The organism is Agrobacterium larrymoorei (assembly GCF_037722385.1).
Classification (GTDB): Bacteria; Pseudomonadota; Alphaproteobacteria; order Rhizobiales; family Rhizobiaceae; genus Agrobacterium; species Agrobacterium larrymoorei_C.
Genome location: NZ_JBBKAQ010000016.1, coordinates 284,113 through 305,545 on the forward strand (window position 1 = coordinate 284,113; position 21,433 = coordinate 305,545).

The following is a 21,433-nucleotide window of genomic DNA, read 5'->3' on the forward strand; positions in this document are numbered from 1 at the left end:
AATCTCGCGTGATTTTTTCTTCAAGCGCGCTTCTGGTTCGGCAAAGCGCCCGCCCGCTTCTCCGCCTCCACAGAGGCTGCGGCATCCGCATACGGTTCCTGACGTGCAACACTCCAGTAGCGCAGTTCATCGACGGGAATTTGAACGCCCGTCATCGCGCAAACCACATAGGCGCCGGTCTGGACGATACGCAGGTCGCCATCGAGATATTCGATCTTCGCTTCCCTTTGGCCACCGTCAAATCTGTTCATGCGCGTGCGTCTCCTCGGTCTTCTCATGTCTGGATGCGATCTCTATTCCTACGCAGCCTCTATTTCTAGTGGTCTGATTTTGACATTTGATCCTCACGGTCGCCGCGTATGGGCATCGAATGTCAAATTCAGACCACTCGTATCCTCAGCTTCTGCCGAAGAGTTTTTCGATGTCGGCAAGCTTCAGTTCAATATAGGTCGGACGGCCATGGTTACATTGGCCTGAGCCTGGCGTGTTTTCCATCTGCCGTAGGAGGGCATTCATCTCCTCCGGCCGCATCCGTCGGCCGGAGCGGACAGAGCCATGGCAGGCCATGGTGGCAGCAACATATTCCAACTTCCCGGACAGACTGCTTGCCGTATCCCATTCGGCGATCTCATCGGCCAGTTGCCGAACGAGCCCCTGAACATTGACTTCGCCCAGCATGGCTGGCGTTTCGCGAACCGCGACCGCGCCCGGTCCGAAACGCTCAATGGCAAACCCCATCTTGTCGAAGCCTTCCGCATGCTCCATCAACCGGTCGCAATCCTCTTCGGGAAGATCGACAATTTCAGGGATAAGCAGCACCTGCGAAGCGGGCCGTTTGGCGTGCAGCGCCTTGCGCATCTCCTCGAAGACGAGCCGCTCATGCGCGGCATGCTGATCGACGATCACCAACCCGTCCTCGGTCTGGGCAACGATGTAATTGGCATGCACTTGTGCGCGCGCTGCCCCCAAGGGATAGCGCGACGGCTCGATGGTAGTAGCGACCGGCTTTTCATCCGTGTGAAAGACTTCCGATCGGGCCGTCGGCATGGTGATGTCGATGAATTGCGACTGCGCGGGCTCGCGCAAAGCCAGCCCGTCCGACATCCCCAGCGGTCGGTATGGAGATGTCGCAGGTGTCCAGGTGGACGAAGCATAGGGTCTCACGATCGACGGGCTATAGCCGGGCCGAAACGCATTCATCATCTGCGAAGCGCCGGTCGTCGCTGCGCGGTCGCCCTCGCGGGACAGCGCCTGGCGGACCGCGCCGACGATCAACCCTCTGATAAGGCCAGGATCACGAAAGCGCACATCGGATTTTGCCGGATGTACGTTGACATCCACCAACGCCGGATCAAGGCGGAGCGACAGCACCGCAACCGGATATCGGCCATGCGGCACCGTCTCGGCGTAGGCGCCCCGGATGGCGGAGAGCAGCAGCTTGTCCTGCACCGGGCGGCCGTTGACGAACATGTACTGATGAGCGGAATTGCCTCGGTTGAAAGTGGGCACTCCAGCAAAACCGGTAAGCTCGACACCTTCGCGCATCGCGTCGATTTCGATAGCATTGTCCTTGAACTCTGCTCCAAGAATTTGCGCCATGCGAGCGAGATGGTCGTCACCGGTCGATGGTAGTTCCAGCGTCGAGCGATCTGTGCCGGACAGTACGAAGCGGATATGCGGGAAAGCAATCGCCATGCGCTTGACGATCTCGGTGATGGCCGCAGCTTCCGCCTTCTCGGTCTTGAGGAATTTCAAACGCGCGGGCGTAGCGAAGAAAAGTTCGCGCACCTCGACAATCGTGCCGCTATTGGCGGCGGCAGGACGCACCGGCGAGACCTTGCCGCCGGTAACGGAAATGATCGCCCCCTCAGTCGCGCCTTGCGCACGGCTGGTGATCGTCAACTTGGCAACAGAACCGATAGAGGGCAGAGCTTCGCCTCGAAATCCCAGCGTGCGAATATCGTCGAGCGTCGCGGAAATCTTCGAGGTGCAGTGCCTGCGGATGGCAAGCTCAAGATCGGGGGCGGACATGCCGCAACCATTGTCGGTAATGCGGACCAAGCCTTTGCCGCCGCCCGCAGTGGCGATCTCGATCCGCGTCGCTCCAGCATCGATTGCGTTTTCGATTAGTTCTTTGGCGGCGCTTGACGGGCGCTCGATCACTTCACCGGCGGCGATCTGGTTGATCAGGGTTTCTGAAAGCTGCTTGATGGACATGGTGCCATTCTCGCGGATTCTTGGCTTCTGCGAAAGAGAAATTGCATCTCTCCACCGAAAGCAGATTGCATGTCTCTCCAATCCAGGATTGTTGTTTTTTCAAATTTAAGAGGTCCTTAATCCGGAAAAGATATCACTGACGCTGCTTGAATGAGTGATCTATTTGCCTTTTCAGGGTGGTTGACATGGGCATGACGGAAGCGCTGGGGCCGTCTTGTTTGATCCTGAAGGGCTTTCGAGCATCTTGCCCGCATGTTCCCGTTATATCCAAAGCCTATTTCTATTGCAGGTTTTCAAGATGAATTGAGCGCGTTCCCGAAACGCGCATAGGGAATTGTCATGAATGATTTAGCGCCAGATGGCGTGGCCATTCAAGCAACGATGCTAGACGCTATCAGCGATGCAATGTCTGCTGCGATTCTCATTTATGATCGTGATGATAACCTTGTGTTCGCCAGTCAGCGGGTTTTCACGCTTCTGCCGCTTGAGAAGACGGATTTGGCACCCGGCGCTAGACTAAAGGATGTTCTAGGCGCCATTTACGATCGGGCCGGATTTGGCGAGACATCTGTGCGTGCCAGCCGCGTCGATCGCGAGGAGTGGATCGCAAAGAGCCTGGCGGCCCATTGGGCAGAGCGCTCCGAAACGGTGGAACAGCGCCCGGGCGACAGATGGCTGCGTTTTACCAAGCGTCGCGTCCCCTCCGGCTTCTGCATTTGTGCAATCGTCGATATCACCGAACAGAAGAGACGTGAGGATCACTGGCGCGCCGATATTGAACGTGTTCAGATCACCGAAGAGATTCTCGACAACCTGCCGCTCTCGATCTTCGTCAAGGATCGCAACCGCATCTATTCGGCCGTCAACAAGGCAGGTTGCTCTCTCATCGAGACGTCGCCGGACCTGATCCTGGGCCGCAACGTCTTTGATATCCACTCGCATGCTTTGGCAAGCTCCATCGATGCGATGGACAGGCAGGTACTTGAGACCGGTGTCCCGGCCATCCTGCCGGAAATGGTGACGCTTCTGACGGGCGACGAGATCCTGGTCATCACCAGGAAGCACAGGGTAGGCAAGCCCGGCCATTACTTCATCGTGACGACGATGGATGATGTCACGGCCTTTGCCGTAACCAAACCAGATGGCAGGCGCATCATCCCTGGGCTGGAGCATCTGGCCTTCCTGCGCAGTTCCTACATGGATGACGAGAACCATCAGGCATCACTGGTCATGAAGGGCCGCCGCGTCCTTCTTGTCATGCCGGATGCCGAGGCAGGAAAGGCCGCTTGCAAGCGACTGTCGGCGATCGGCGTGGATTGCGCGGTGGCCGTCGGTCTCCTGGAGCAGGAGGCTTTCTTGCACGTGTCTGCATCCATGGGCGTCAAAATCGACCTCGTCGTCGTCGATGTTCAAATGCCGCTCGAATGCCTCGACTTGCCGACGACGTTCGGCATTGGCGCGATGACGGTGGATGAGTTCGAGATCGGCAGTTCGCTTGTGAATATGTTGACGCGTCACTTCCGCTCGCTCGAAAACCTGCAGCCAGGCAGGGGCAAGGACGATGACTGGGTCGTCATCAACAGCGATGACGAATCGCTCAACCGGCCAAGGCTCGATGTTCTCGTCGTCGAGGACAACAAGATCAATCAGATCGTCTTCTCGCAAATTCTGGAAGGTCTTCAGATCGAATACCGGCTGGCGCAGTCGGGCAATGAAGCGCTGGCGCTCTTCCAGTCGGAAAAACCTTCGGTCGTCCTTCTGGATACGACGCTGCCGGATATCAGCGGATTCGACGTGGCGCGGCAAATCCGAGGCCTAGAATCTCTCACTGGCGAACGAACACCTCTGATCGGCGTCGTTCCGCTGGCTTACGAAGGAGATCAGCGCGCATGCTTCGATGCTGGCATGGATGAAATGTTGCTCAAACCAATTAGTCCGGATATAATCGATATATTGCTGAAGCGTTTTCTGCCGCGTTACTCCCACAGCCTTCATGGATGACCGCACACATGTTCGTGGTGGTGGGAGTTCGTATTTGCGCCGATATCCTTTATTAACTGCGGGCCGCGAATAATGCCGATTACAACAGGCCCACAGGATATGTGAATGAACTCGTCCGCGCCGACTCTCCCGCTCATCAGCCAGCACGAATTGCAGGCGATGGCGTATAGCGATCCGCTGACGGGTCTCGGCAACAAGTATCGCCTGCGTGACAAGATAAAACTGCTGGCGGCTGAACGCGCTGAAGATCCTGCCCCTTTTGCGGTCGGCATCGTCAATATTGATGGCTTCAAGCCAATCAACGATCTGTTCGGCGCACACGCCGGAGACGAGATCCTCTGCCAGGTGGCGCATCGCTTAAAGGCCTGCATGATGGATGGCTCGATCGTTACGCGCCATGATGGCGATGAGTTCGCCTTCATCCTGCCACTGATTTTCGAGCGCAGCGGTGCTGAGCGCCTTGGCCAGATGATCAAGGATGTGCTGTCGGCACCTTATGATCTTGGCGATCGTAATGTCCGTCTGTCTTCTTCTTTCGGCTTTGCCATCTACCCCTTCGCAGGCGAAGAATTCGACGATTTGATGAAGAGTGCCGAGACGGCGCTTTATCGGTCGAAGCGTCGCGGACGCGGACAGATTACGGTTTATTCCCGCGAGATCGCTCAGGAGATGAAGCGCGCCACGCAACTGGAACAGGCGCTTCGAAACGCGATCATCAACGACACGATCGACGTGCATTTTCAGCCGATCGTTCGACTGGCCGATAGTTCCGCCGTTGGCTTCGAGGCCTTGGCACGCTGGCACGATGCGGATCTTGGCTTTGTGCCGCCGGATGTTTTCGTGCCGCTGGCGGAAGAGCGCGGGTTCATCGACGCTTTATCGGAGGCGCTTCTGCGAAAGGCAGCCGAGACCGCGCTATCATGGCCGCGGGAGCTTTTTCTCTCCTTCAACCTTTCATCCGCTCAGTTGATGGACCCATCGACTGCAGCCAACATTCTCTCCATCCTGCGCCGCGTTGGGCTGGATCCGCGGCGACTGGAGCTCGAAATTACCGAGACGGCGGTGATGAGTTCGGCCGATACCGCGCAACGCATCATCACCGAACTTCAGCACGCGGGCGTCCGTATCTCGCTCGATGACTTCGGGACCGGGCAGTCGAGCCTCGGTCGCCTGCGCGACTTTACCTTTGACAAGGTTAAAATCGACCGCGCCTTCGTTTCCCGCATCAGCACCGACCGTCCCTCGGAGCACATCATCAAGGCGATCGTTGCCATGTGCGATGGGCTTGATCTTGAAGTCGTTGCCGAGGGGATCGAGGATGGCAGCGAAGCCGACAAGTTGCGTGGTCTGGGCTGCGCGATGGGGCAGGGCTATTTTTATGGGCGCCCGGCAGATGCCGCCTCCACCCGCCGCTATCTGCACGAAAGCTATCGGATTTCAAGTTCCGATCTGAACTGAGGCTCAGCATAAGCTCGAAAATTAGATGCATTTTTCAGAAAGCAAGATGCGTAAAGTGAGGACGCTCTGAAGCTTCGCGCGGATTGCGTGAGAGAGCGCCTTCTAGGACTTGGCGCCCTCCCATGTTGGGGTCTTACAGCTTGTAGATTCCGTCCAGCCTACCCTTGACCGTAATGCCCAGATCGAAGGTTACACCGTGCATTGGGTTCGCCTTGATCTCGTCATCTTCCAGGCCTTCGCATGCCGAAGTAACCAGCAGGCGGTCTGCGTCGGTGGCGAAGAAGGCCGGGCATGTCGTGCGAGATGCGGGAAGCTCGTAGTGGTCGGTGTGCCGGCCGGTTGGATCGTAGCGATCTACCGCACCTTCGCCCCAACGCGCATTCCAGATGTTGCCGTCGGCATCGCAGACCGCACCATCGATACCGCCTTCGTCCTCGGATCGATCAAGGAAAATACTCGCAGTGCCGTTCGGAAGTCCCGTTGCGGGATCGAGCGTCACCTTCATCAATTGGTTCACATTGGTGTCGACGAAGTAGGCCGCTTCGCCATCGGGTGAGAAGCAGATGGCGTTCGGAATGCTGATCGCGTCGATAATCTTCGTCACGGCACCTTTAGCGACGTGATAAATCGCTCCAGCGCCCTCTTCCGCCTTCTTACCCATGGTGCCGATCCAGAGCGCGCCGCTTTGATGCACCCTGCCATCATTCGATCGGTTGCCGGGCTTGTTCGGCTCGAAATCGACATGCAGCGACAGTTCGCCGGTGGAGCGATTACGGATGAAAAGACCCTCTTCCGTTCCCAACAATTGCCGCTCTGCATCGATGGCAGCAACCACGCTTGCCATGAACGGCAAGGCGGTCACCGTCTTCTGACCGGATGTCGGGTCGAGTTCATGCAACTCTTTGCCTATGATGTTCAGCCATCCGACTCGCTTGGAGATCGGATCGAAGCTTGGGCCTTCACCCAGCATCAATTGTGTGCCGTCGAGAACCCTTCCCTGAAAAGGGTGATTGGTTGCCATCTATCTTATCCTCCCACTGCCGCGTCGTATGCCTGGATGGTGATTTCAGCCCGCTCACGAGCCTCGCCAGCACTCATACCCGGCTTGTAGAGACTTGTTCCCAGTCCGAACGCTTTGATGCCGATACTTGTGTAATCAGAAAAGTTTTTGTCCGAGACGCCGCCGACCGCAGCGACCAGCGCATCCTTTGGCAAGATGGAGCGGATGGCATTGATGCCTGACGGGCCAAGTACACTGGCCGGAAAGAACTTAAGGCCGGTCGCACCGGCCTTCAGTGCGAGTAGAGCTTCGGTTGGGGTAAGGACGCCGGGCATGGTCACCATGCCTTTTTCGCGCGCCGCGGTAATGACGTCCGTATCGACATTCGGACTGACCATCAGTTTGCCGCCGACGCCATCGAGCCGTGCAACGTCATCGACGGTCAGAACGGTGCCAGCGCCGATCAGCGCATCTGCAGGCGCAAGCTTGGCTGCTATTTCGATGGAGCGGAACGGCTCCGGTGAATTGAGCGGGATCTCGATAGCGCCAAATCCACTCTCCAGCAGCGCTTCAACGACGCCCTGTGTCTCCTCAGGGCGGATGCCGCGCAAAATCGCAACCAGCGGGTATTTCATGTCGGGGAAGGGAACGTACACGGGTTTGAACTCCTCAGTGCCAGATGGATGTCGCAGCGGCAATCAGCCCCCGGCGAACCGCATCATCGGCGTCTATGGTGATAAAGTCGATGGAGAGAGCGTTGAACGCTGCCTTGTAAAGCTCGCCCAGACCGCCCGAAGCGATCAGGATGACGGAAGAATCGCGCGGAGCACTGGCATGCGCGCCGGCAATTTCCAGACCGATCAGCGTTCCGGAGAGTTTGGCTTTCGCGTCCGTGGCAGAAAGGCCATGCAGCAATTGTCCGGAGCGCAGGGTGAAGAAGCGGTTCGTCGCCATCTGCGGATGGTTGTAGACGTCGATCACCGCATTGCCGAACGCCGGAAGATCGCCGGTAAAGGTTTCGGCTTCGGCAATCGCGTGGGACAGGATCGTGCGTTTCGATACGACGTCGAAAATCTCGCCGGTCATGAAGGTCGAAAATTGCGTGACGTTCAAATCTTTGACGCGGACCCATTTGGAATGGGTGCCAGGCATACAGACAAGTTGCGAGCCGGTGCGATAATTACTTGAGAGAGCGCCCAGAAGCTGCGTTTCCTCGCCGCGCATCACGTCCGGCATGTCTTGAGCTCTTTGCGCGAGACCAGGAAGAATACGGATATCGCTCTTCTGCTCCGGAACACGTGTCGCGCGATCCATGACTTCCGAGAGGTTGGCAGGAACGTTTACATAGCCTGCCTCGATCCACCCTTGCCTTGCTCCTGCCATGCCGCAGACGATGACGGGCAGGCCGTCTGGCGCGGAGATCGCTGCAAGATGGGATGCCAGAACGTCGGCAAAGCCCGTCCGCATTGCGGTGGTCATCCCCTCAGAACTGCGGCGCTCCGCAAGAACGTCACCCGAACGGCTCATCAGCCACAGGCGAAAGCTGGTCGTGCCCCAGTCTACGGCAACGAATGCAGCATCTGACATTATAGAAGACCTCCATCGATAATCATTGTTTGCGCAGTCATGGCGGACGAGGCATCCGAGGCCAGGAAAAGGCAAGGACCCACAAGGTCTTGACCGGTCAAGGTCCGTTTGAGGCACTGGCTGTTGACGGTGTGGGTGATCGACTCGTCGGTCAGCCAGAGGTCCTTCTGCCGCTCGGTCACGATCATACCGGGCAGGATTGCGTTGACGCGGATGTTTTCAGGCCCAAGCCGCCCCGCCAGGCTCTTCGTCAGGCCGATGATGCCGGCCTTAGCCGCCGTGTAGGCCGGCAGATCGCCCATGTTGAGCAGGTACGAAATCGAAGAGAAATTGATGATCGATCCGCCCTGTTCTTTTCTGAGATAGGGGAGGGCCGCCTGCGTGACGAAGAACACCTGCTTCAGATTGACAGCCTGGTTTGCGTCCCAATAGTCGCTGGTTACGGTGTCGATGTCGTGCCTGTCATCCCAGGCGGCGTTATTGATGAGAGCCTTGATCCCGCCAAGCGCTTCTCCTGCCGCTTTCACCGCCTCTGCGAGCTCGGTCTGGTTTCTTAAATCCGCCCGAAAAAAGCGTGGAGCAATGCCATCTTCCGAAGAGAGCTTCTCGACAAGGGCTTCGCTTGTACGCGCATCGATGTCGATAAAGGCGACCCTTGCTCCCATCCGGACAAAGGCTTCCACCAGCGACGCACCGATCCCAGAACCGCCTCCCGTAATGAGGACGCCTCTATTGGAAAATTCTTCTGATCTGCTGAAATGGTTGCTCATGACAAAAACAACTTGACGGTTGATAGTTCCAATATTTGGAACTAAGTTTTATTAAATGGAATAATCGCCTCGTGTAGCTCATTATGTCAAGCGCGGTCATGCAACCTTCGGAGATAATCACGATGCCAGCGTCTCGTGACAATGGAAGCAAAGACAACTCGACTGGTACCCTCGGCAAAGCCATCTCCTTGCTTGAAATGGTGGTGATGGCGCCTCAACCGCCGCGCTTCACCGAAATCCTCAAAAAAACGGGGCGGCCACGCGGCACCTTGCACAGGCAATTGTTCCACCTGGTTGAAGAAGGGCTCCTCGAGCAGAACAGCGATCAGTCGTATAGCGCCGGGATAAGGCTGCTCAAATTCGCGGCCAAAGCCTGGAGCGGAAGCGATCTGCGCTCGGTGGCAGCACCTCACCTGCGTGATCTGCATGATCAGACAGGCGAATCCGTGCATCTTGGCGTGGTCCGCGGCTCGGAGATCATCTATCTCGATAAAATCGACGGCAAACATGCCGTGCGGATGTATTCGCAGATCGGGCGCACCTCGCCGCTCTATTGCACCGGCGTCGGCAAGGCGGCTCTTTCGCTGTTTGCGCAGGATGAATTGCTCGAAATTGTCGAGAGCCTGTCGCTGAAGTCCTTCACGCCAAACACGATCACGAGCGTGTCGGCGCTGCTGGAGAACATCCACGCAATACGTGAGCGTGGCTATGGCTTCGATCTTGAAGAGCATGAGCAAGGCATCCAGTGCATCGCGGTGCCAATTGAAACGAACAGGTCGGGGCTCTATGCCGCGATCTCTGTGACCGGTCCTGCGTACAGATTGACGCGGGAGACACTGGAAGCCTGGGCTCCACTGATTATCGCGATTGCCAGGCGTATTTCGGACGATGCAGCACTTCGGCTTGCGCCGAGGTAAAAATTTGCGCATTTCTGTGGCGTCTTACAACCTAGTTCAAGTCATGTATGAACCTGTACCAACTTTCATTTGCGTTGGACTTGTATTTTGCTAATTATAGCAATCATCTTCCCATTCTTGGCTTCCTATTAATTTAGTTCTTTATAAAGATCTTGCGAATGCCGGTCGCCGAACCAGAAAAAAATTCTCCTATGGGGGCGGATAGTGTCTCTGAATTGGTGAGCCTGGAAAGTCAGTACGACGTCTTCCGTTTCATGAAGCGCGTGACGGAAAGCTGGGGCATGAAGGCGTTCATGGTGATGAACCTGCCAATGCAGATGTCGCTGACGCTGTCGCAATGTACCGTCATCACCAGTTGGCCGGCAGATCTTCTTCAGCAATATGACAACGACGGACTTCTCGTCGACAGCAACGTCTACAGCGCCTTGAAGAAGGCGAGCGCACCGTTCGTGGTCAATCAGGACTTCATCGGCCATGGTTTGCGTCCAGCCGTCGCGGACAAGTTCAAGGACCTGTTTGCCCGCTTCAACATGGTGAATTCCGTCTGGTGTCCCGTCCAGGATATGACGGGCATGCGCGGCGCGGTATCGCTCTCCGGGAGCAGGTCATCCTTCGCCCCCTCGGAGATCGCGGAGATTTTTTACCTGGCTGCCCACATTTACGGTCATCTCGCCCATGTGCGCAGTCTGGATTCACGAATCAGCGAAGCATTGACCGATCGCGAGATCGACTGCCTCAACTGGACCGCCGCCGGAAAGACCAGTGCCGAAATCGCCGAAATTCTCACGCTTTCCGAGCATACCGTCAATCATTACCTCAATCGCGCGACAAAAAAGCTCGACACTGTCAACCGAACTCAAGCCGTGGCCAAGGCGCTGCGCGTGGGCCTGATAAAATAGAGGTATTCTCTTTTTCCTGTTGTTATCCGCCGCGGCGTGGGTGATCCTACATCTCTCGGCAAAGAGGAGAGTGATTTGGCAGGAACACGGCGCTTCAGGGCAGCGTTTTCTCCTACCGTAGACTGCGCTGTTCTCGTCGCAGCGTTTGAAAAAGGTTTTGCCGCCGACGAAGGCGTCTTCCTTGAATTGATCAAACTGAATGGGCCAAGCGATATTTTAAACGCATGGTCGACTCATGATCTTGATGGCGCACACCTATCTGCATCGTTGCCCGTTGCTCTCTCTCTGCCCACAGCTGAGACAGAAGTCGATCTTATCGTTCCCTTCATTGTCGCCACTGGCGGTTCCACGCTCGTGGTCAGCTCTCTCCTGTATGATGATCTGGTCGAGCAGGGTATGAAGATCCCGGATCCGGGCTCGGTTGCCCGGGCGCTCTCGCGTGTTGCCATGGCGCGTCAAAAAGCGGATCTGCCGCAACTGAACTTCGCCACGGAACACTCGTCTTCGACCTCTACTTACGAACTTCTTTATCTCATCGCCAGCACCCGTCTGATTGGCAAAGATGATGTGACGATCCTGGAAGCGTCACCCGCAGATATGCCCGCTCTGCTGCAAGATGGCAGCATTGACGGTTTCTATGTGGGGGAGCCCTATGGAAGTTCTGTGGCGATGAAAGGGGAAGGTCGGATCGTCACGACGAAATCCCACATCTGGCAAAACGGGCCTGAAAAGGGGCTTGCCGTTTCGACGGCGTGGGCGGAAACAAATGAGCAGACGCTGCACGCGATCCTGCGGGCCTTTTACAGGGCAGGGGAATGGTGCGCCTCTGCTGCAAACCGCGAAGAGCTGGCCGACCTCTTGGCCTCCCCAACCTACCTTGCTTGTGAGATTGAGCACGTTCTGGCTTCGCTGTCAGGCTTCATACCGCACTCACCAGCCCGATTGCTGGAGTGCCAGGACTTCCTTTGCGTAAGTGCAAATGCCGCAAACTTTCCATGGCAAAGTCAGGCTCTCTGGTTCTTCAACCAGATGATCCGCTGGAACGAATGCCCGCCTCAGGTCGCTGCCGTTGAAAGCGTTCGAGAGGCTGCGGCTGAAGTCTTTCGGCCAGACATTTTTCGCAAGGCTGTGCGGCCGATCTTCGCGCCAGTTCCGGCGGCGAACATGAAGCTTGAAGGAACGCTCAACAAACGTGTCTATGTCGGGGCCGATCGCGCGCCTATTCTTCTTGGCCCGGATACGTTTTTCGATGGAGAGGTCTTCGATCCGGAGAGCTTCGCTCCCAGTCACGACAGCTGACAGCAACCAGGCTCTTTCCCATGCCTGTCAATTTGCACGGCGCAACGTTTCTCTGTTAAACCCGACGCTCTGATATTGGCGAATGGCGCGGGCTCTCCTATCTAACCCTTGCTGAAGCGGATGGGGTTGGGCATGTCACAGGCAGATAAAAGACAGATCGAACAGGTTCTCGAGCGGGTGATCTATCCAGGCAGCGACAAGAGCATTGTCGCGCTCGGCATGGTCTCGGAGATTTTGCTAAGCGATTCAAAAGCCTACTTCTCCCTCACAGTGCCTGCGGAACGTGCCAACGAGTTGGAGCCTCTGCGGCTTGCGGCCGAGAAGGCAACGCTTGGCGTTCCCGGCGTCACGGCAGCCGTGGTCGCTCTGACGGCCAATAGCAGGCCGGGCGGCAGTTCCCATGCCGCGGCGTCCAAGGCTCCGCCAGCAGCGCCACGACCTGCGCCACAGCAGCAGACAAAGGCGGGCGTTCCAGGCATCGGCTCAATCATTGCCGTCGCATCCGGTAAGGGTGGAGTCGGGAAATCCACCACAGCCGTCAACCTCGCCTTGGGTTTGCAGTCGCTGGGCCTACGTGTCGGTGTTCTCGACGCCGATATTTATGGCCCCTCCGTTCCACGGCTCCTCGGCATTTCGGGCCGACCCAAACAGGGCGAAGGCCGCACCATCATGCCAATGGAAAATTATGGCCTGAAGGTCATGTCCATGGGTTTCCTGGTGGATGAGGAAGCGGCCATGATCTGGCGTGGTCCCATGGTGCAATCGGCACTGATGCAGATGCTGCGCGAAGTCGTCTGGGGCGAGCTGGACGTCCTTGTTCTTGACATGCCGCCCGGAACCGGCGACGTGCAGTTGACCATAGCCCAACAGGTTCCGCTCGCAGGCGCAGTGATCGTTTCCACGCCGCAGGATCTGGCGCTGATCGATGCGCGCAAAGGCATCACCATGTTCCGCAAGGTCGAGGTGCCGCTTCTCGGCATCATCGAAAATATGAGCTACTTCATCGCACCGGATACCGGCACGCGCTATGATATTTTTGGACATGGTGGCGCACAGGCCGAGGCTGCTCGTATTGGCGTACCTTTCCTGGGAGCTGTACCGTTGACCATGTCGATCCGTGAAACGTCTGATGCCGGGACGCCGATCGTCGTCGCTGAGCCGAATGGACCACAGGCGCAATCCTATCAGGAGATTGCACAAAAGGTGCGGACGGCGATTGGAAGGGGTAACAGCCGCACGGCACCTAAGATCGTATTTGAATAGAAGACTTTGAAAAACTTACGGAAAATCTGCCAAGATCGATGCGTTGACTGCATATCTATCGAGCATTCGAAGCAGACCGGCAAGATTTCAAACGGGCAAGAAAGCTCGCAGTCGCTTGTATTTCATACCTTTTTCTTAGGTGTCATCAGTTTAGGGGCTGCGTGGCCTAAACCCTTAGACGAAAATACCGCTTGATTCTTTACTTTGTTGGGAGCATAGCCCGGCGCCGTTTGAACCGCAGTCTTGCTCGTGCGTTTGCGAACGCTACGCATGATGTGTTAGATCGACCAGCCGATGACAGTCGGCGCCGCGGACCGGAGAAACTGATTGATAAAAGCCTATCGCTCGAATTGCGAGGCGATCAGCCTGTCTGCTGACGGGGAGCTCACGCATTTATCGGACGACATCGTCTGGATCGATCTCATCAATCCCCACCGCGACGAGGAAAAACGTATCGAGGCCCTTCTCGGCACTGAGCTTCCCACGCGTGAGGATCTGAAAGACATCGAGCCCTCGAGTCGTCTCTATACGGAAGACAATAATGTCTTCATGACGGCATCGCTTGTCTGGAAGGCAGATTCGTCCGATCCGCAATTGACCGACGTCGCTTTCATCCTTGTCGGCAGTCGGCTGGTAACGATCCGCTATGCGGAGCCTAAATCGTTCAATCTCTTCATCGCAGCTATCACGCGCACGCCGCATGAAATCCGTAGTGGCGCCGCGCTTCTTTTGAAGCTGCTCGAGACCATCGTCGACCGCACGGCCGAAATCATCGAAAACACCGTGGTCGGGATCGACCATGTAGCGAAAGGTATCTTCGGCGGCGAGGCGCGTAGCAAGCGCAAGGCGCCGCGTTATCTCGAAGACAAGATTGCCGAGATTGCCTCCTTTCACCGTCTTGTTTCCAAGGTGCGTGACAGCCTGACGTCGCTCGCGCGCGTTCAATCCTTCCTGCAGGCCACGGCGCTTGTCCAGGAAGACAAGGATGCAAAGGAAATGGGAGCCTCGATTGCGCGAGACATCCATTCTTTGTCCGAGCACGTGTCCTACATTTCCGGCAACCTGACCTTTTTGCTGGATGCCTCGCTTGGCATCATCAATGTCGAGCAGAACGCGATCATCAAGATTTTCTCCATCGCATCTGTGGTCTTTCTGCCGCCGACATTGGTGGCCTCCATCTACGGAATGAACTTTGCGCACATGCCGGAATTGCAGTGGTCCTATGGCTATCCACTTGCAATCTTCGTCATGCTGATATCGGCGATCATCCCGTTTATCGTTTTTCGCTGGAAGGGCTGGCTCTAAAGGGTCAGGATTCATATGCCTAATGCGTTTGAAAAAGACATGCTCGACAAGCCTGAAGTGGAAGAACGCCACCACCAGGGGCTGTTTGCAGCCATGCTTGGCTCGATCGGCGTCGTCTACGGCGATATCGGCACGAGCCCACTCTATGCGTTTAGAGAAGCGCTGAAGCCCATCTCGCAGGATGGGCTTACAGAAGCCGAAGTCATCGGCCTTATCTCGTTGATGATCTGGTCCCTGACGATCATCGTCACGATCAAATACATCTGTTTCCTGCTGCGCGCCGACAATGATGGCGAAGGCGGCACACTCTCTCTTCTCGCACTGCTGATGAAGAGGGCTGGCGCACGCCGCAATTTTCTCATCATGCTCGGCCTGATTGGTGCGGCTCTCTTCCTGGGCGACGCGATGATTACGCCGGCGCTTTCGGTTCTGTCCGCCGTGGAAGGCTTGAAACTCGTGACGCCGGAAATGGATGAATTCATCATTCCGATCTCGCTTGTCATCCTGGTCGGTCTCTTTGCCATCCAGTCGCATGGCACGGAGATCGTCGCCAAGTTTTTTGGTCCAATCACCGCCGTCTGGTTCATCGTGATGGGCCTTGTCGGGCTCCTGCACATCTCAGACGACTTCAGGATCCTCTACTCCTTCAATCCGATCCATGCCGTCGAGTTTTTGATGAATGAGGGCTTTTACGGCCTCGTCGTGCTGGGTGCAGTGTTCCTGACGATCACTGGTGCCGAAGCGCTTTATGCAGATCTGGGTCATTTTGGACGCAAGCCCATTCAATGGGCTTGGTTCGCGCTGGTGTTTCCCGCACTTACCCTCAATTATCTCGGCCAAGGCGCACTGGTTCTGAAGGACCAGTCGACCATGTCCAACCCCTTCTATCTGATGTTCCCGCAATGGGCGTTGCTGCCGGCGGTTATCCTTGCGACGGCTGCCACGATCATCGCCAGCCAGGCGGTGATCACGGGCGCCTTCTCGATGGTGCGCCAGGCGATCAACCTCGGCTATCTGCCGCGTATGGAAATTCTCTTCACGTCTGAAACCAACACCGGACAAATTTATCTACCGTCGGTCAACACGGTGCTGCTCTTCGGTGTTGTGGCGCTGGTTCTCACCTTCAAGAGCTCCGATGCGCTGGCCACCGCCTATGGTATCTCCGTGACCGGCGCGATGGTCGTCACCAGCCTGTTGTTCTTCCAGTTCGCGCGCAGCCAATGGAAGTGGTCGTTGCCGCTGACACTGATGGTCGTTCTTCCCTTCATCACGCTTGAGCTGATCTTCCTCGGCGCCAACTTGCTGAAGATCCATGACGGCGGATATGTGCCGGTCCTGCTGGCGATTGCCTTCACCGTCATCATGATGACTTGGCAGCGCGGCTCCAAAATCCTTTTTGCCAAGACCCGCAGAACCGACGTGCCGCTAAAGGCTTTTGTTGCATCCGTGGAGAAAGAAAGTGCCCATGCGCCCGTTCGCATTCCCGGCACGGCGATCTTTCTGACCGGCGATCCCGAGACGGCACCGGCCGCGTTGCTGCACAATCTTAAGCATAACCACGTTCTGCACGATAAGAATGTCATCCTGACGATCCGCACCGAAGATACGCCGCGTGTGCATCCTGACAAGCGCTACACCATGACCAAGGTCAGCGAGCGTTTCGTCGTTGTGGAACTACATTTCGGTTTCATGGAAACCCAAAACGTGACCCAGGCGCTCGGCTATCTGCGGCGTACGGGTTACAAGTTCGACATCATGTCGACGTCCTTCTATCTAGGACGTCGGAAACTGGTCCCGGATTCGAAGTCGGCCATGCCCGGCTGGCAGAACCGGTTGTTCATCGCCCTGGCGGAAAACGCCGCTGATCCATCCGACTACTTCCGCTTGCCGACAAACCGCGTCGTCGAACTCGGCTCGCACGTGGTCATCTGAGCCATCGGTCCAAAAGCTGCTGAGCGCGTCGCTATCCCGTTGGAGAGCGGCGCGTTTTAGTATCTGGTCACACATTAATGTGAGCGGCCTTTCAGGGACGCTTCGTTAACCAAGCATCAAGGTTAATGAGAGATTATCCGGCTGTGTAGCAAGTTTGCGTGTGTCCGGAGTCATGGTTTTGCGTTCAAGAAGAGTATCGCGTCGCGGTCCCCTCATCGCCTATGAGAAGTGGACCTCACCTTTTGTTTTTGGCCTCGTGGCCTGGCTTGCCTTTCCCTCCCTTGCAGCGCGTGCCGATCTCGCTTCGCTTCTTGCCGGTCTCGATGCCGGCGGTGAACAATGGCGCATGGTGCTGACCAATTCTCCGGCAGGCTCCGTCCACAGCGCGTCGCTGGCTTTTAACGATGCAAGCGATACTGCAGCGATAACCGGCGCCGGGATGACGCTTCCCAATGGCCGCAAGGTTGCCTTCGTCACCAAAAAGGGTGGCCATGAGACGACCCCCGACAGCGAGCGCGTCAATCGCGCCGCCAAGAAGGGCAGGGTGATGGCGACCGAAGTGATGCAACCGCCGAAAGCCTTTACCGCAGGCTCGGTCCTCCAGCGCACCAGCATGATCGATATCGAACCGCTGAAGCGTAAAGATCGCACCGCCTTCGTCAAGCCGAAGAAAAGCAAGGAGATCGAACTGGCCTCCTTCTATTTCCGCCGCGACGAGCAGAAAGCCGACAAAACACTACCGCCGATGCTGGCAGATCTCGTTACCAACCGCACTCCGGATATTTTGGCCACCGCCTACGCGCCGCCTGAGCCCGACTTTGCCCGTGAGTCACCCTTCGACGCCATCCTGAAGAAGCCCGATACGGGTCGCTTCATCCCGCCGATCTCTCCGGATGATCACGCCTGGGCTGCAACACCGTTGCCTGCGGAAGCCTTTTCGGCGGCCGAGCAGCAGTGCCTGGCATCCGGCATATATTTCGAAGCACGCGGAGAGTCGATCAAAGGCCAGGCGGCTGTCGCACAAGTCATTCTCAACCGCGTTCGCAACCCCGCCTATCCAAAAACGATCTGTGGCGTGGTCTATCAGAACAAGGATTGGCGTAACCGCTGCCAGTTCTCGTTTGCCTGCGACAACATCAAGGACCGTGTCAATTCAGAGCGGCACTGGAAGATGGCCCGCGAAGTCGCGATGGCAACGACGGCCGGTAAGATCTGGCTAAGCGAAGTCGGCTCTGCAACCCATTATCACGCCGTCTATGTTCGTCCCGCTTGGGGTAAATCCATGAAGAAGGTCGGCAGGATCGGGTTGCACGTCTTCTACCGTACCTACGGCGGCGGCTGGAGTTAAAGCGTTACCGTTTAACAAGGACGCGCTCCCGCGATCACGCGGAATTTCCTGCAAAACCCGTGTCAAAAATGCCGATTCCATCGCCAAACGCCGCCAAGATTCCACGGTTACCGGTTAAGCATATGATTTAGCTCGGTAAATTTGTGCGGAAACAAGCGCCGACGGTGCCTTGACTAGAGAAGTCCCTAAAACTATGTTGCGCGCGACTTCAGAGCGGGCTGGAACAGGCTAAAAGCCCTGCCGTTTACAACTCCAAAGGGTTCTGGCATCGCTGGAACGGAGATAAAGGGCAGGATTTGAAAATGACCGGCAACCGTAACGATAGTCTGGATGAGCGCCGCAAGCGCCTTGCCGAGGGATTGGCCAAGGTTCATGCGGAGGACGAGGCGGAGAGGCGGACGGAGCAGAACGCGCAGGAGAGCCGGAAGGGCTTTGCACTCGCGATCAAGCTTTCTTCTGAATTCATCTCAGCGGTAATCGTCGGGGCGATGCTGGGTTATCTTCTGGACCATTTTGCTGGCACGTCGCCGTGGGGGATGATCGTTCTTCTTCTTCTCGGTTTCTGCGCGGGCGTATTGAATGTTCTGCGGTCCGCAGGGGTAGTGGCCAAGCCGCCGCTTCTTGAGGACGGGCTGGGGAAAGATCAGGGTGGGGAGAAAAACGGCTGAACGCCGTTCTTTCCATGAAATGTAGATGCGAGGTGCCGCGTTTTGCGGCAACAGGTAAAGAGGGCAGCCGGTGGCAAACGATCCGACCCATCAGTTCTTGGTGCAGCCGATCATCCCGATCAACATCGGTGGCGTCGATTTTTCGTTCACCAATGCGTCGCTTTTCATGGTTGCTACCGTCGCTGCGGCGTCCGGCTTCCTCTATTTTGCAACGTCGAACCGCGGTCTTATCCCAGGTCGCATGCAGTCCGTTGCAGAAATGTCCTACGAATTCATCGCATCGATGCTGCGTGAAGGTGCGGGCAAGAAGGGAATGGTCTTCTTCCCCTTCGTTTTCTCTCTCTTCATGTTCGTTCTGACGGCTAACCTTCTCGGCATGTTCCCGTACTTCTTTACGGTCACGAGCCAGATCATCGTCACGTTCGCTCTGTCGTGCCTCGTCATCGGAACGGTCGTCGTCTACGGTTTCTACAAGCATGGTCTCCACTTCCTCGGCATTTTTGCGCCGACGGGTGTTCCTGCTGTCCTCCTGCCTCTGGTTTCGGCCATTGAGGTGATCTCCTTCCTTTCGCGTCCGATCAGCCTCTCCGTTCGTCTCTTCGCGAACATGCTGGCCGGTCACATCACGCTGAAGGTTTTCGCAGGGTTCGTCGCTTCCATGAGCGCGCTTGGCGCGATCGGTGTCGGCGGAGCGATCCTGCCTCTTCTCATGACGGTCGCCATGACCGCTCTCGAATTTCTCGTAGCCTTCCTGCAGGCATATGTCTTCGCGGTACTGACGTGCATGTACCTGAACGACGCCGTGCATGGTGGCCACTGAGAAGTAAAGTCGCTGGCCCCGGAACCGGGTGTCAAAAAACAGCCGCAACAACCATTTCAAGGAGCTTAATATGGAAGCGGAAGCAGCAAAGTACATCGGCGCAGGTCTCGCATGCCTCGGCATGGCTGGTACGTCCCTCGCTCTCGGTCGCATTTTCGGCGACTTCCTCTCCGGCGCACTGCGCAACCCGTCTGCCGCTGACAGCCAGTTCGGCCGTCTGGTATTCGGCTTCGCCGTTACGGAAGCTCTGGGCATCTTCTCGCTGCTCGTTGCTCTCCTTCTCCTGTTCGCTGTCTAATAGCGGCATCAGGTTTGGATCACGGCTCGCAAACGGCGTGCCGTGATCCTTCGCATTTGCAGTACCCCTGGAGGTGAGCATGTTCGTGACCGAGGCTCTTGCCCAGTCAGCAGCGCCGTCAACCGGAACGACGACGGAAACACCCGCTGTCGGCCAGACGGCCCCGGAAGCAACGCATACGGAAACCGGAGTGGCGCATGACGCTGGTCACGGATCCGGCGTATTTCCGCCATTCGATTCGTCTACCTACGCATCGCAGCTTCTGTGGCTGGCGATCTCGTTCGGCCTTTTCTACGTGCTCATGAAGAAAGTCATCGTGCCCCGCGTTGGCGGCATCCTTGAGGATCGTCATGGCCGTATCGCTCAGGATCTCGATGAAGCCTCACGGCTGAAGTCCGAGGCTGACGCCGCGATTGAAACCTATGAAAAAGAACTTGCCGCAGCACGCGCCAAGGCTGGATCCATCGCATCCGCCGCTCGCGACGCTGCAAAGGCGAAGGCTGATGCGGATCGCGCCGCAGTCGAAGCGGAACTGGCTGAAAAGCTAGCGGCTGCTGAAGCGCGTATTGCGTCGATCAAACAGCAGGCTCTGGCCGATGTCGGCACGATTGCCGAAGAAACCGCGACTGCCGTCGTCGATCAGCTGATTGGCACGAAGGTCAAGGACACTGATGCCAAGGCAGCAGTCGCCGCAGTATCTGACGTGAAGGGGGCTTGAGATGGCGTTTGATGCAACATTCTACGCACTAGTCGGTCTCATCCTTTTCTTCGTGTTAATTGCTTATCTCAAGGTTCCTGGCATGTTGGCTGGCTCGCTCGACGAGCGCGCCAAGAACATCACCGAGGAACTGGCGGAAGCCAAGCGCCTGCGCGAAGAGGCTCAGCATCTGCTGGCTGAATATCAGCGTAAGCGCAAGGAAGCGGAAGCGGATGCAGCCAACATCGTTGCAGCGGCTGAACGCGAAGCTGCAGCGCTTACCGCAGAAGCGAAGGCGAAGACGGAAGAGTTTGTCGCTCGCCGTACAGCGCTTTCCGAGCAGAAGATCAAGCAGGCTGAAACAGACGCCATCGGTGCCGTTCGCTCCGCCGCAGTCGACATTGCCATTGCAGCGTCGGAAAAGCTGATTGCCGAAAAGACGACGGCTGCTGCCAAGGGCAAGCTGTTCCAGTCTGCTGTGGGTGAAGTCAAGTCGCGGCTGAACTAAGCCCGCCTAAAGCTTGGTCCAAGCAAAAGTGTGCAGCGGTTTTGCGATAGCGACATGCGGCGGAAGAAAGAGCTAAAGCGTAAGGAGCGAATCTGAAAGATCGCAACACGCTGCAGTATCTGGTCCCATCGAAAATTTGAAACCCTTCCGGTCAACCACCGGGAGGGTTTTTGCCGTTATGCGCTCGATTGCCGCGGCCAAGCCGCCGCCTCTCACCTCCGGATGCCGCCGTTACGTAAAATGCTTGGCTCAAGACGAGGTAAGGCAACTATTCGCGAGTGCGCGGGCCAAGGCGTATCGAGAACCTCGCGCAGACGTTCGTTAGTTTCCAATGCATAGGCCCGACTGGACCCATGCGAGTGGTAATGCATTGATGTAGAAGTATCCAGCCAATGCTCACCTTATTTAGGGGCTTTCTCATAGGGAACTTACGGCTAAGTGAACGA

At 56.8% G+C, this 21,433-nt stretch carries 20 protein-coding genes; 14 read left to right on the forward strand and 6 right to left on the reverse strand.

Annotation, left to right across the window (positions count from 1 at the left end):
• Positions 1-20: 20 nt before the first annotated feature.
• Both WKI41_RS15560 and mutL read right to left on the reverse strand, forming a co-directional pair.
• On the reverse strand, positions 21-251 hold the full coding sequence (locus WKI41_RS15560) for a DUF2093 domain-containing protein (protein WP_340194396.1): 231 nt from the start codon (positions 249-251) through the stop codon (positions 21-23).
• Between the two features lie 145 nt (positions 252-396).
• Positions 397-2,217 carry a DNA mismatch repair endonuclease MutL gene (mutL, locus tag WKI41_RS15565; protein WP_340194397.1) on the reverse strand — a complete coding sequence of 607 codons (1,821 nt, stop codon included), beginning with the start codon at positions 2,215-2,217 and terminating at the stop codon, positions 397-399.
• A gap of 339 nt (positions 2,218-2,556) precedes the next feature.
• Here mutL and WKI41_RS15570 point away from each other — a divergent pair, with 339 nt between their 5' ends.
• A complete protein-coding gene (locus tag WKI41_RS15570; protein ID WP_340194398.1) occupies positions 2,557-4,218 on the forward strand; it encodes a response regulator in 1,662 nt (553 codons plus the stop codon).
• A 105-nt stretch (positions 4,219-4,323) separates the two neighbouring features.
• Entirely contained in the window at positions 4,324-5,676 is a 1,353-nt protein-coding gene (locus WKI41_RS15575; RefSeq protein WP_340194399.1) for a putative bifunctional diguanylate cyclase/phosphodiesterase, read from the forward strand.
• A 133-nt stretch (positions 5,677-5,809) separates the two neighbouring features.
• On the opposite strand, the gene WKI41_RS15580 is transcribed toward WKI41_RS15575, so the two are convergent.
• The 4 genes from WKI41_RS15580 to WKI41_RS15595 are packed head-to-tail and all read right to left on the reverse strand — an operon-like array spanning position 5,810 to position 9,033.
• A complete protein-coding gene (locus WKI41_RS15580; RefSeq protein ID WP_340194400.1) occupies positions 5,810-6,697 on the reverse strand; it encodes an SMP-30/gluconolactonase/LRE family protein in 888 nt (295 codons plus the stop codon).
• Between the two features lie 5 nt (positions 6,698-6,702).
• Positions 6,703-7,311, reverse strand: a complete 609-nt coding sequence (locus WKI41_RS15585) for a 2-dehydro-3-deoxy-6-phosphogalactonate aldolase (protein ID WP_340194462.1) — start codon at positions 7,309-7,311, stop codon at positions 6,703-6,705.
• A 34-nt stretch (positions 7,312-7,345) separates the two neighbouring features.
• Entirely contained in the window at positions 7,346-8,263 is a 918-nt protein-coding gene (locus WKI41_RS15590; RefSeq protein WP_340194401.1) for a 2-dehydro-3-deoxygalactonokinase, read from the reverse strand.
• Positions 8,263-9,033, reverse strand: coding sequence for an SDR family NAD(P)-dependent oxidoreductase (locus tag WKI41_RS15595; RefSeq protein ID WP_340194402.1), 771 nt, complete (start codon positions 9,031-9,033; stop codon positions 8,263-8,265). The genes WKI41_RS15590 and WKI41_RS15595 overlap by 1 nt, the downstream gene beginning before the upstream one ends.
• Before the next feature lie 122 nt (positions 9,034-9,155).
• Between WKI41_RS15595 and WKI41_RS15600 the strand changes: the two genes are divergently transcribed.
• The 12 genes from WKI41_RS15600 (at position 9,156) to WKI41_RS15655 (ending at position 20,987) form a co-directional block, all read left to right on the forward strand.
• Positions 9,156-9,950 carry an IclR family transcriptional regulator gene (locus tag WKI41_RS15600; RefSeq protein WP_340194403.1) on the forward strand — a complete coding sequence of 265 codons (795 nt, stop codon included), beginning with the start codon at positions 9,156-9,158 and terminating at the stop codon, positions 9,948-9,950.
• Positions 9,951-10,108: 158 nt separating this feature from the next.
• Positions 10,109-10,849: a helix-turn-helix transcriptional regulator gene (locus tag WKI41_RS15605; RefSeq protein WP_340194404.1), complete on the forward strand. Its 741-nt coding sequence runs from the start codon at positions 10,109-10,111 to the stop codon at positions 10,847-10,849.
• A 75-nt stretch (positions 10,850-10,924) separates the two neighbouring features.
• Positions 10,925-12,148, forward strand: coding sequence for a CmpA/NrtA family ABC transporter substrate-binding protein (locus tag WKI41_RS15610; protein ID WP_340194405.1), 1,224 nt, complete (start codon positions 10,925-10,927; stop codon positions 12,146-12,148).
• A 132-nt stretch (positions 12,149-12,280) separates the two neighbouring features.
• Entirely contained in the window at positions 12,281-13,411 is a 1,131-nt protein-coding gene (locus WKI41_RS15615; protein WP_340194406.1) for an Mrp/NBP35 family ATP-binding protein, read from the forward strand.
• Between the two features lie 327 nt (positions 13,412-13,738).
• A complete protein-coding gene (corA, locus tag WKI41_RS15620) occupies positions 13,739-14,716 on the forward strand; it encodes a magnesium/cobalt transporter CorA (protein WP_340194407.1) in 978 nt (325 codons plus the stop codon).
• A 39-nt stretch (positions 14,717-14,755) separates the two neighbouring features.
• Positions 14,756-16,648 carry a potassium transporter Kup gene (locus tag WKI41_RS15625; protein WP_425341049.1) on the forward strand — a complete coding sequence of 631 codons (1,893 nt, stop codon included), beginning with the start codon at positions 14,756-14,758 and terminating at the stop codon, positions 16,646-16,648.
• A gap of 172 nt (positions 16,649-16,820) precedes the next feature.
• Positions 16,821-17,996, forward strand: coding sequence for a cell wall hydrolase (locus WKI41_RS15630; protein ID WP_340194408.1), 1,176 nt, complete (start codon positions 16,821-16,823; stop codon positions 17,994-17,996).
• Positions 17,997-18,298: 302 nt separating this feature from the next.
• Positions 18,299-18,664 carry an AtpZ/AtpI family protein gene (locus WKI41_RS15635; RefSeq protein ID WP_340194463.1) on the forward strand — a complete coding sequence of 122 codons (366 nt, stop codon included), beginning with the start codon at positions 18,299-18,301 and terminating at the stop codon, positions 18,662-18,664.
• A 70-nt stretch (positions 18,665-18,734) separates the two neighbouring features.
• Positions 18,735-19,484, forward strand: a complete 750-nt coding sequence (locus WKI41_RS15640; RefSeq protein ID WP_340194409.1) for a F0F1 ATP synthase subunit A — start codon at positions 18,735-18,737, stop codon at positions 19,482-19,484.
• A gap of 70 nt (positions 19,485-19,554) precedes the next feature.
• Positions 19,555-19,782 (forward strand): F0F1 ATP synthase subunit C, encoded by a 228-nt coding sequence (locus tag WKI41_RS15645; RefSeq protein WP_027673924.1) that lies wholly within the window; start codon positions 19,555-19,557, stop codon positions 19,780-19,782.
• A gap of 79 nt (positions 19,783-19,861) precedes the next feature.
• Positions 19,862-20,500 carry a F0F1 ATP synthase subunit B gene (locus tag WKI41_RS15650; protein ID WP_340194410.1) on the forward strand — a complete coding sequence of 213 codons (639 nt, stop codon included), beginning with the start codon at positions 19,862-19,864 and terminating at the stop codon, positions 20,498-20,500.
• A 1-nt stretch (position 20,501) separates the two neighbouring features.
• On the forward strand, positions 20,502-20,987 hold the full coding sequence (locus WKI41_RS15655) for a F0F1 ATP synthase subunit B (protein ID WP_340194411.1): 486 nt from the start codon (positions 20,502-20,504) through the stop codon (positions 20,985-20,987).
• The last annotated feature ends 446 nt before the right edge of the window (positions 20,988-21,433 follow it).

Excerpts from the sequence above, each read along its gene's own strand:
- WKI41_RS15560 (WP_340194396.1), bottom strand. The coding sequence starts at position 251 with ATGAACAGATTTGACGGTGGCCAAAGGGAAGCGAAGATCGAATATCTC.
- mutL (WP_340194397.1), bottom strand. The coding sequence starts at position 2,217 with ATGTCCATCAAGCAGCTTTCAGAAACCCTGATCAACCAGATCGCCGCC.
- WKI41_RS15645 (WP_027673924.1), top strand. The coding sequence starts at position 19,555 with ATGGAAGCGGAAGCAGCAAAGTACATCGGCGCAGGTCTCGCATGCCTC.
- WKI41_RS15650 (WP_340194410.1), top strand. The coding sequence starts at position 19,862 with ATGTTCGTGACCGAGGCTCTTGCCCAGTCAGCAGCGCCGTCAACCGGA.
- WKI41_RS15600 (WP_340194403.1), top strand. The coding sequence starts at position 9,156 with ATGCCAGCGTCTCGTGACAATGGAAGCAAAGACAACTCGACTGGTACC.
- WKI41_RS15570 (WP_340194398.1), top strand. The coding sequence starts at position 2,557 with ATGAATGATTTAGCGCCAGATGGCGTGGCCATTCAAGCAACGATGCTA.
- WKI41_RS15595 (WP_340194402.1), bottom strand. The coding sequence starts at position 9,033 with ATGAGCAACCATTTCAGCAGATCAGAAGAATTTTCCAATAGAGGCGTC.
- WKI41_RS15585 (WP_340194462.1), bottom strand. The coding sequence starts at position 7,311 with ATGAAATACCCGCTGGTTGCGATTTTGCGCGGCATCCGCCCTGAGGAG.
- WKI41_RS15625 (WP_425341049.1), top strand. The coding sequence starts at position 14,756 with ATGCTCGACAAGCCTGAAGTGGAAGAACGCCACCACCAGGGGCTGTTT.
- WKI41_RS15605 (WP_340194404.1), top strand. The coding sequence starts at position 10,109 with ATGCCGGTCGCCGAACCAGAAAAAAATTCTCCTATGGGGGCGGATAGT.
- WKI41_RS15580 (WP_340194400.1), bottom strand. The coding sequence starts at position 6,697 with ATGGCAACCAATCACCCTTTTCAGGGAAGGGTTCTCGACGGCACACAA.
- WKI41_RS15590 (WP_340194401.1), bottom strand. The coding sequence starts at position 8,263 with ATGTCAGATGCTGCATTCGTTGCCGTAGACTGGGGCACGACCAGCTTT.
- WKI41_RS15630 (WP_340194408.1), top strand. The coding sequence starts at position 16,821 with ATGGTTTTGCGTTCAAGAAGAGTATCGCGTCGCGGTCCCCTCATCGCC.
- WKI41_RS15655 (WP_340194411.1), top strand. The coding sequence starts at position 20,502 with ATGGCGTTTGATGCAACATTCTACGCACTAGTCGGTCTCATCCTTTTC.
- WKI41_RS15635 (WP_340194463.1), top strand. The coding sequence starts at position 18,299 with ATGACCGGCAACCGTAACGATAGTCTGGATGAGCGCCGCAAGCGCCTT.
- WKI41_RS15615 (WP_340194406.1), top strand. The coding sequence starts at position 12,281 with ATGTCACAGGCAGATAAAAGACAGATCGAACAGGTTCTCGAGCGGGTG.
- WKI41_RS15575 (WP_340194399.1), top strand. The coding sequence starts at position 4,324 with ATGAACTCGTCCGCGCCGACTCTCCCGCTCATCAGCCAGCACGAATTG.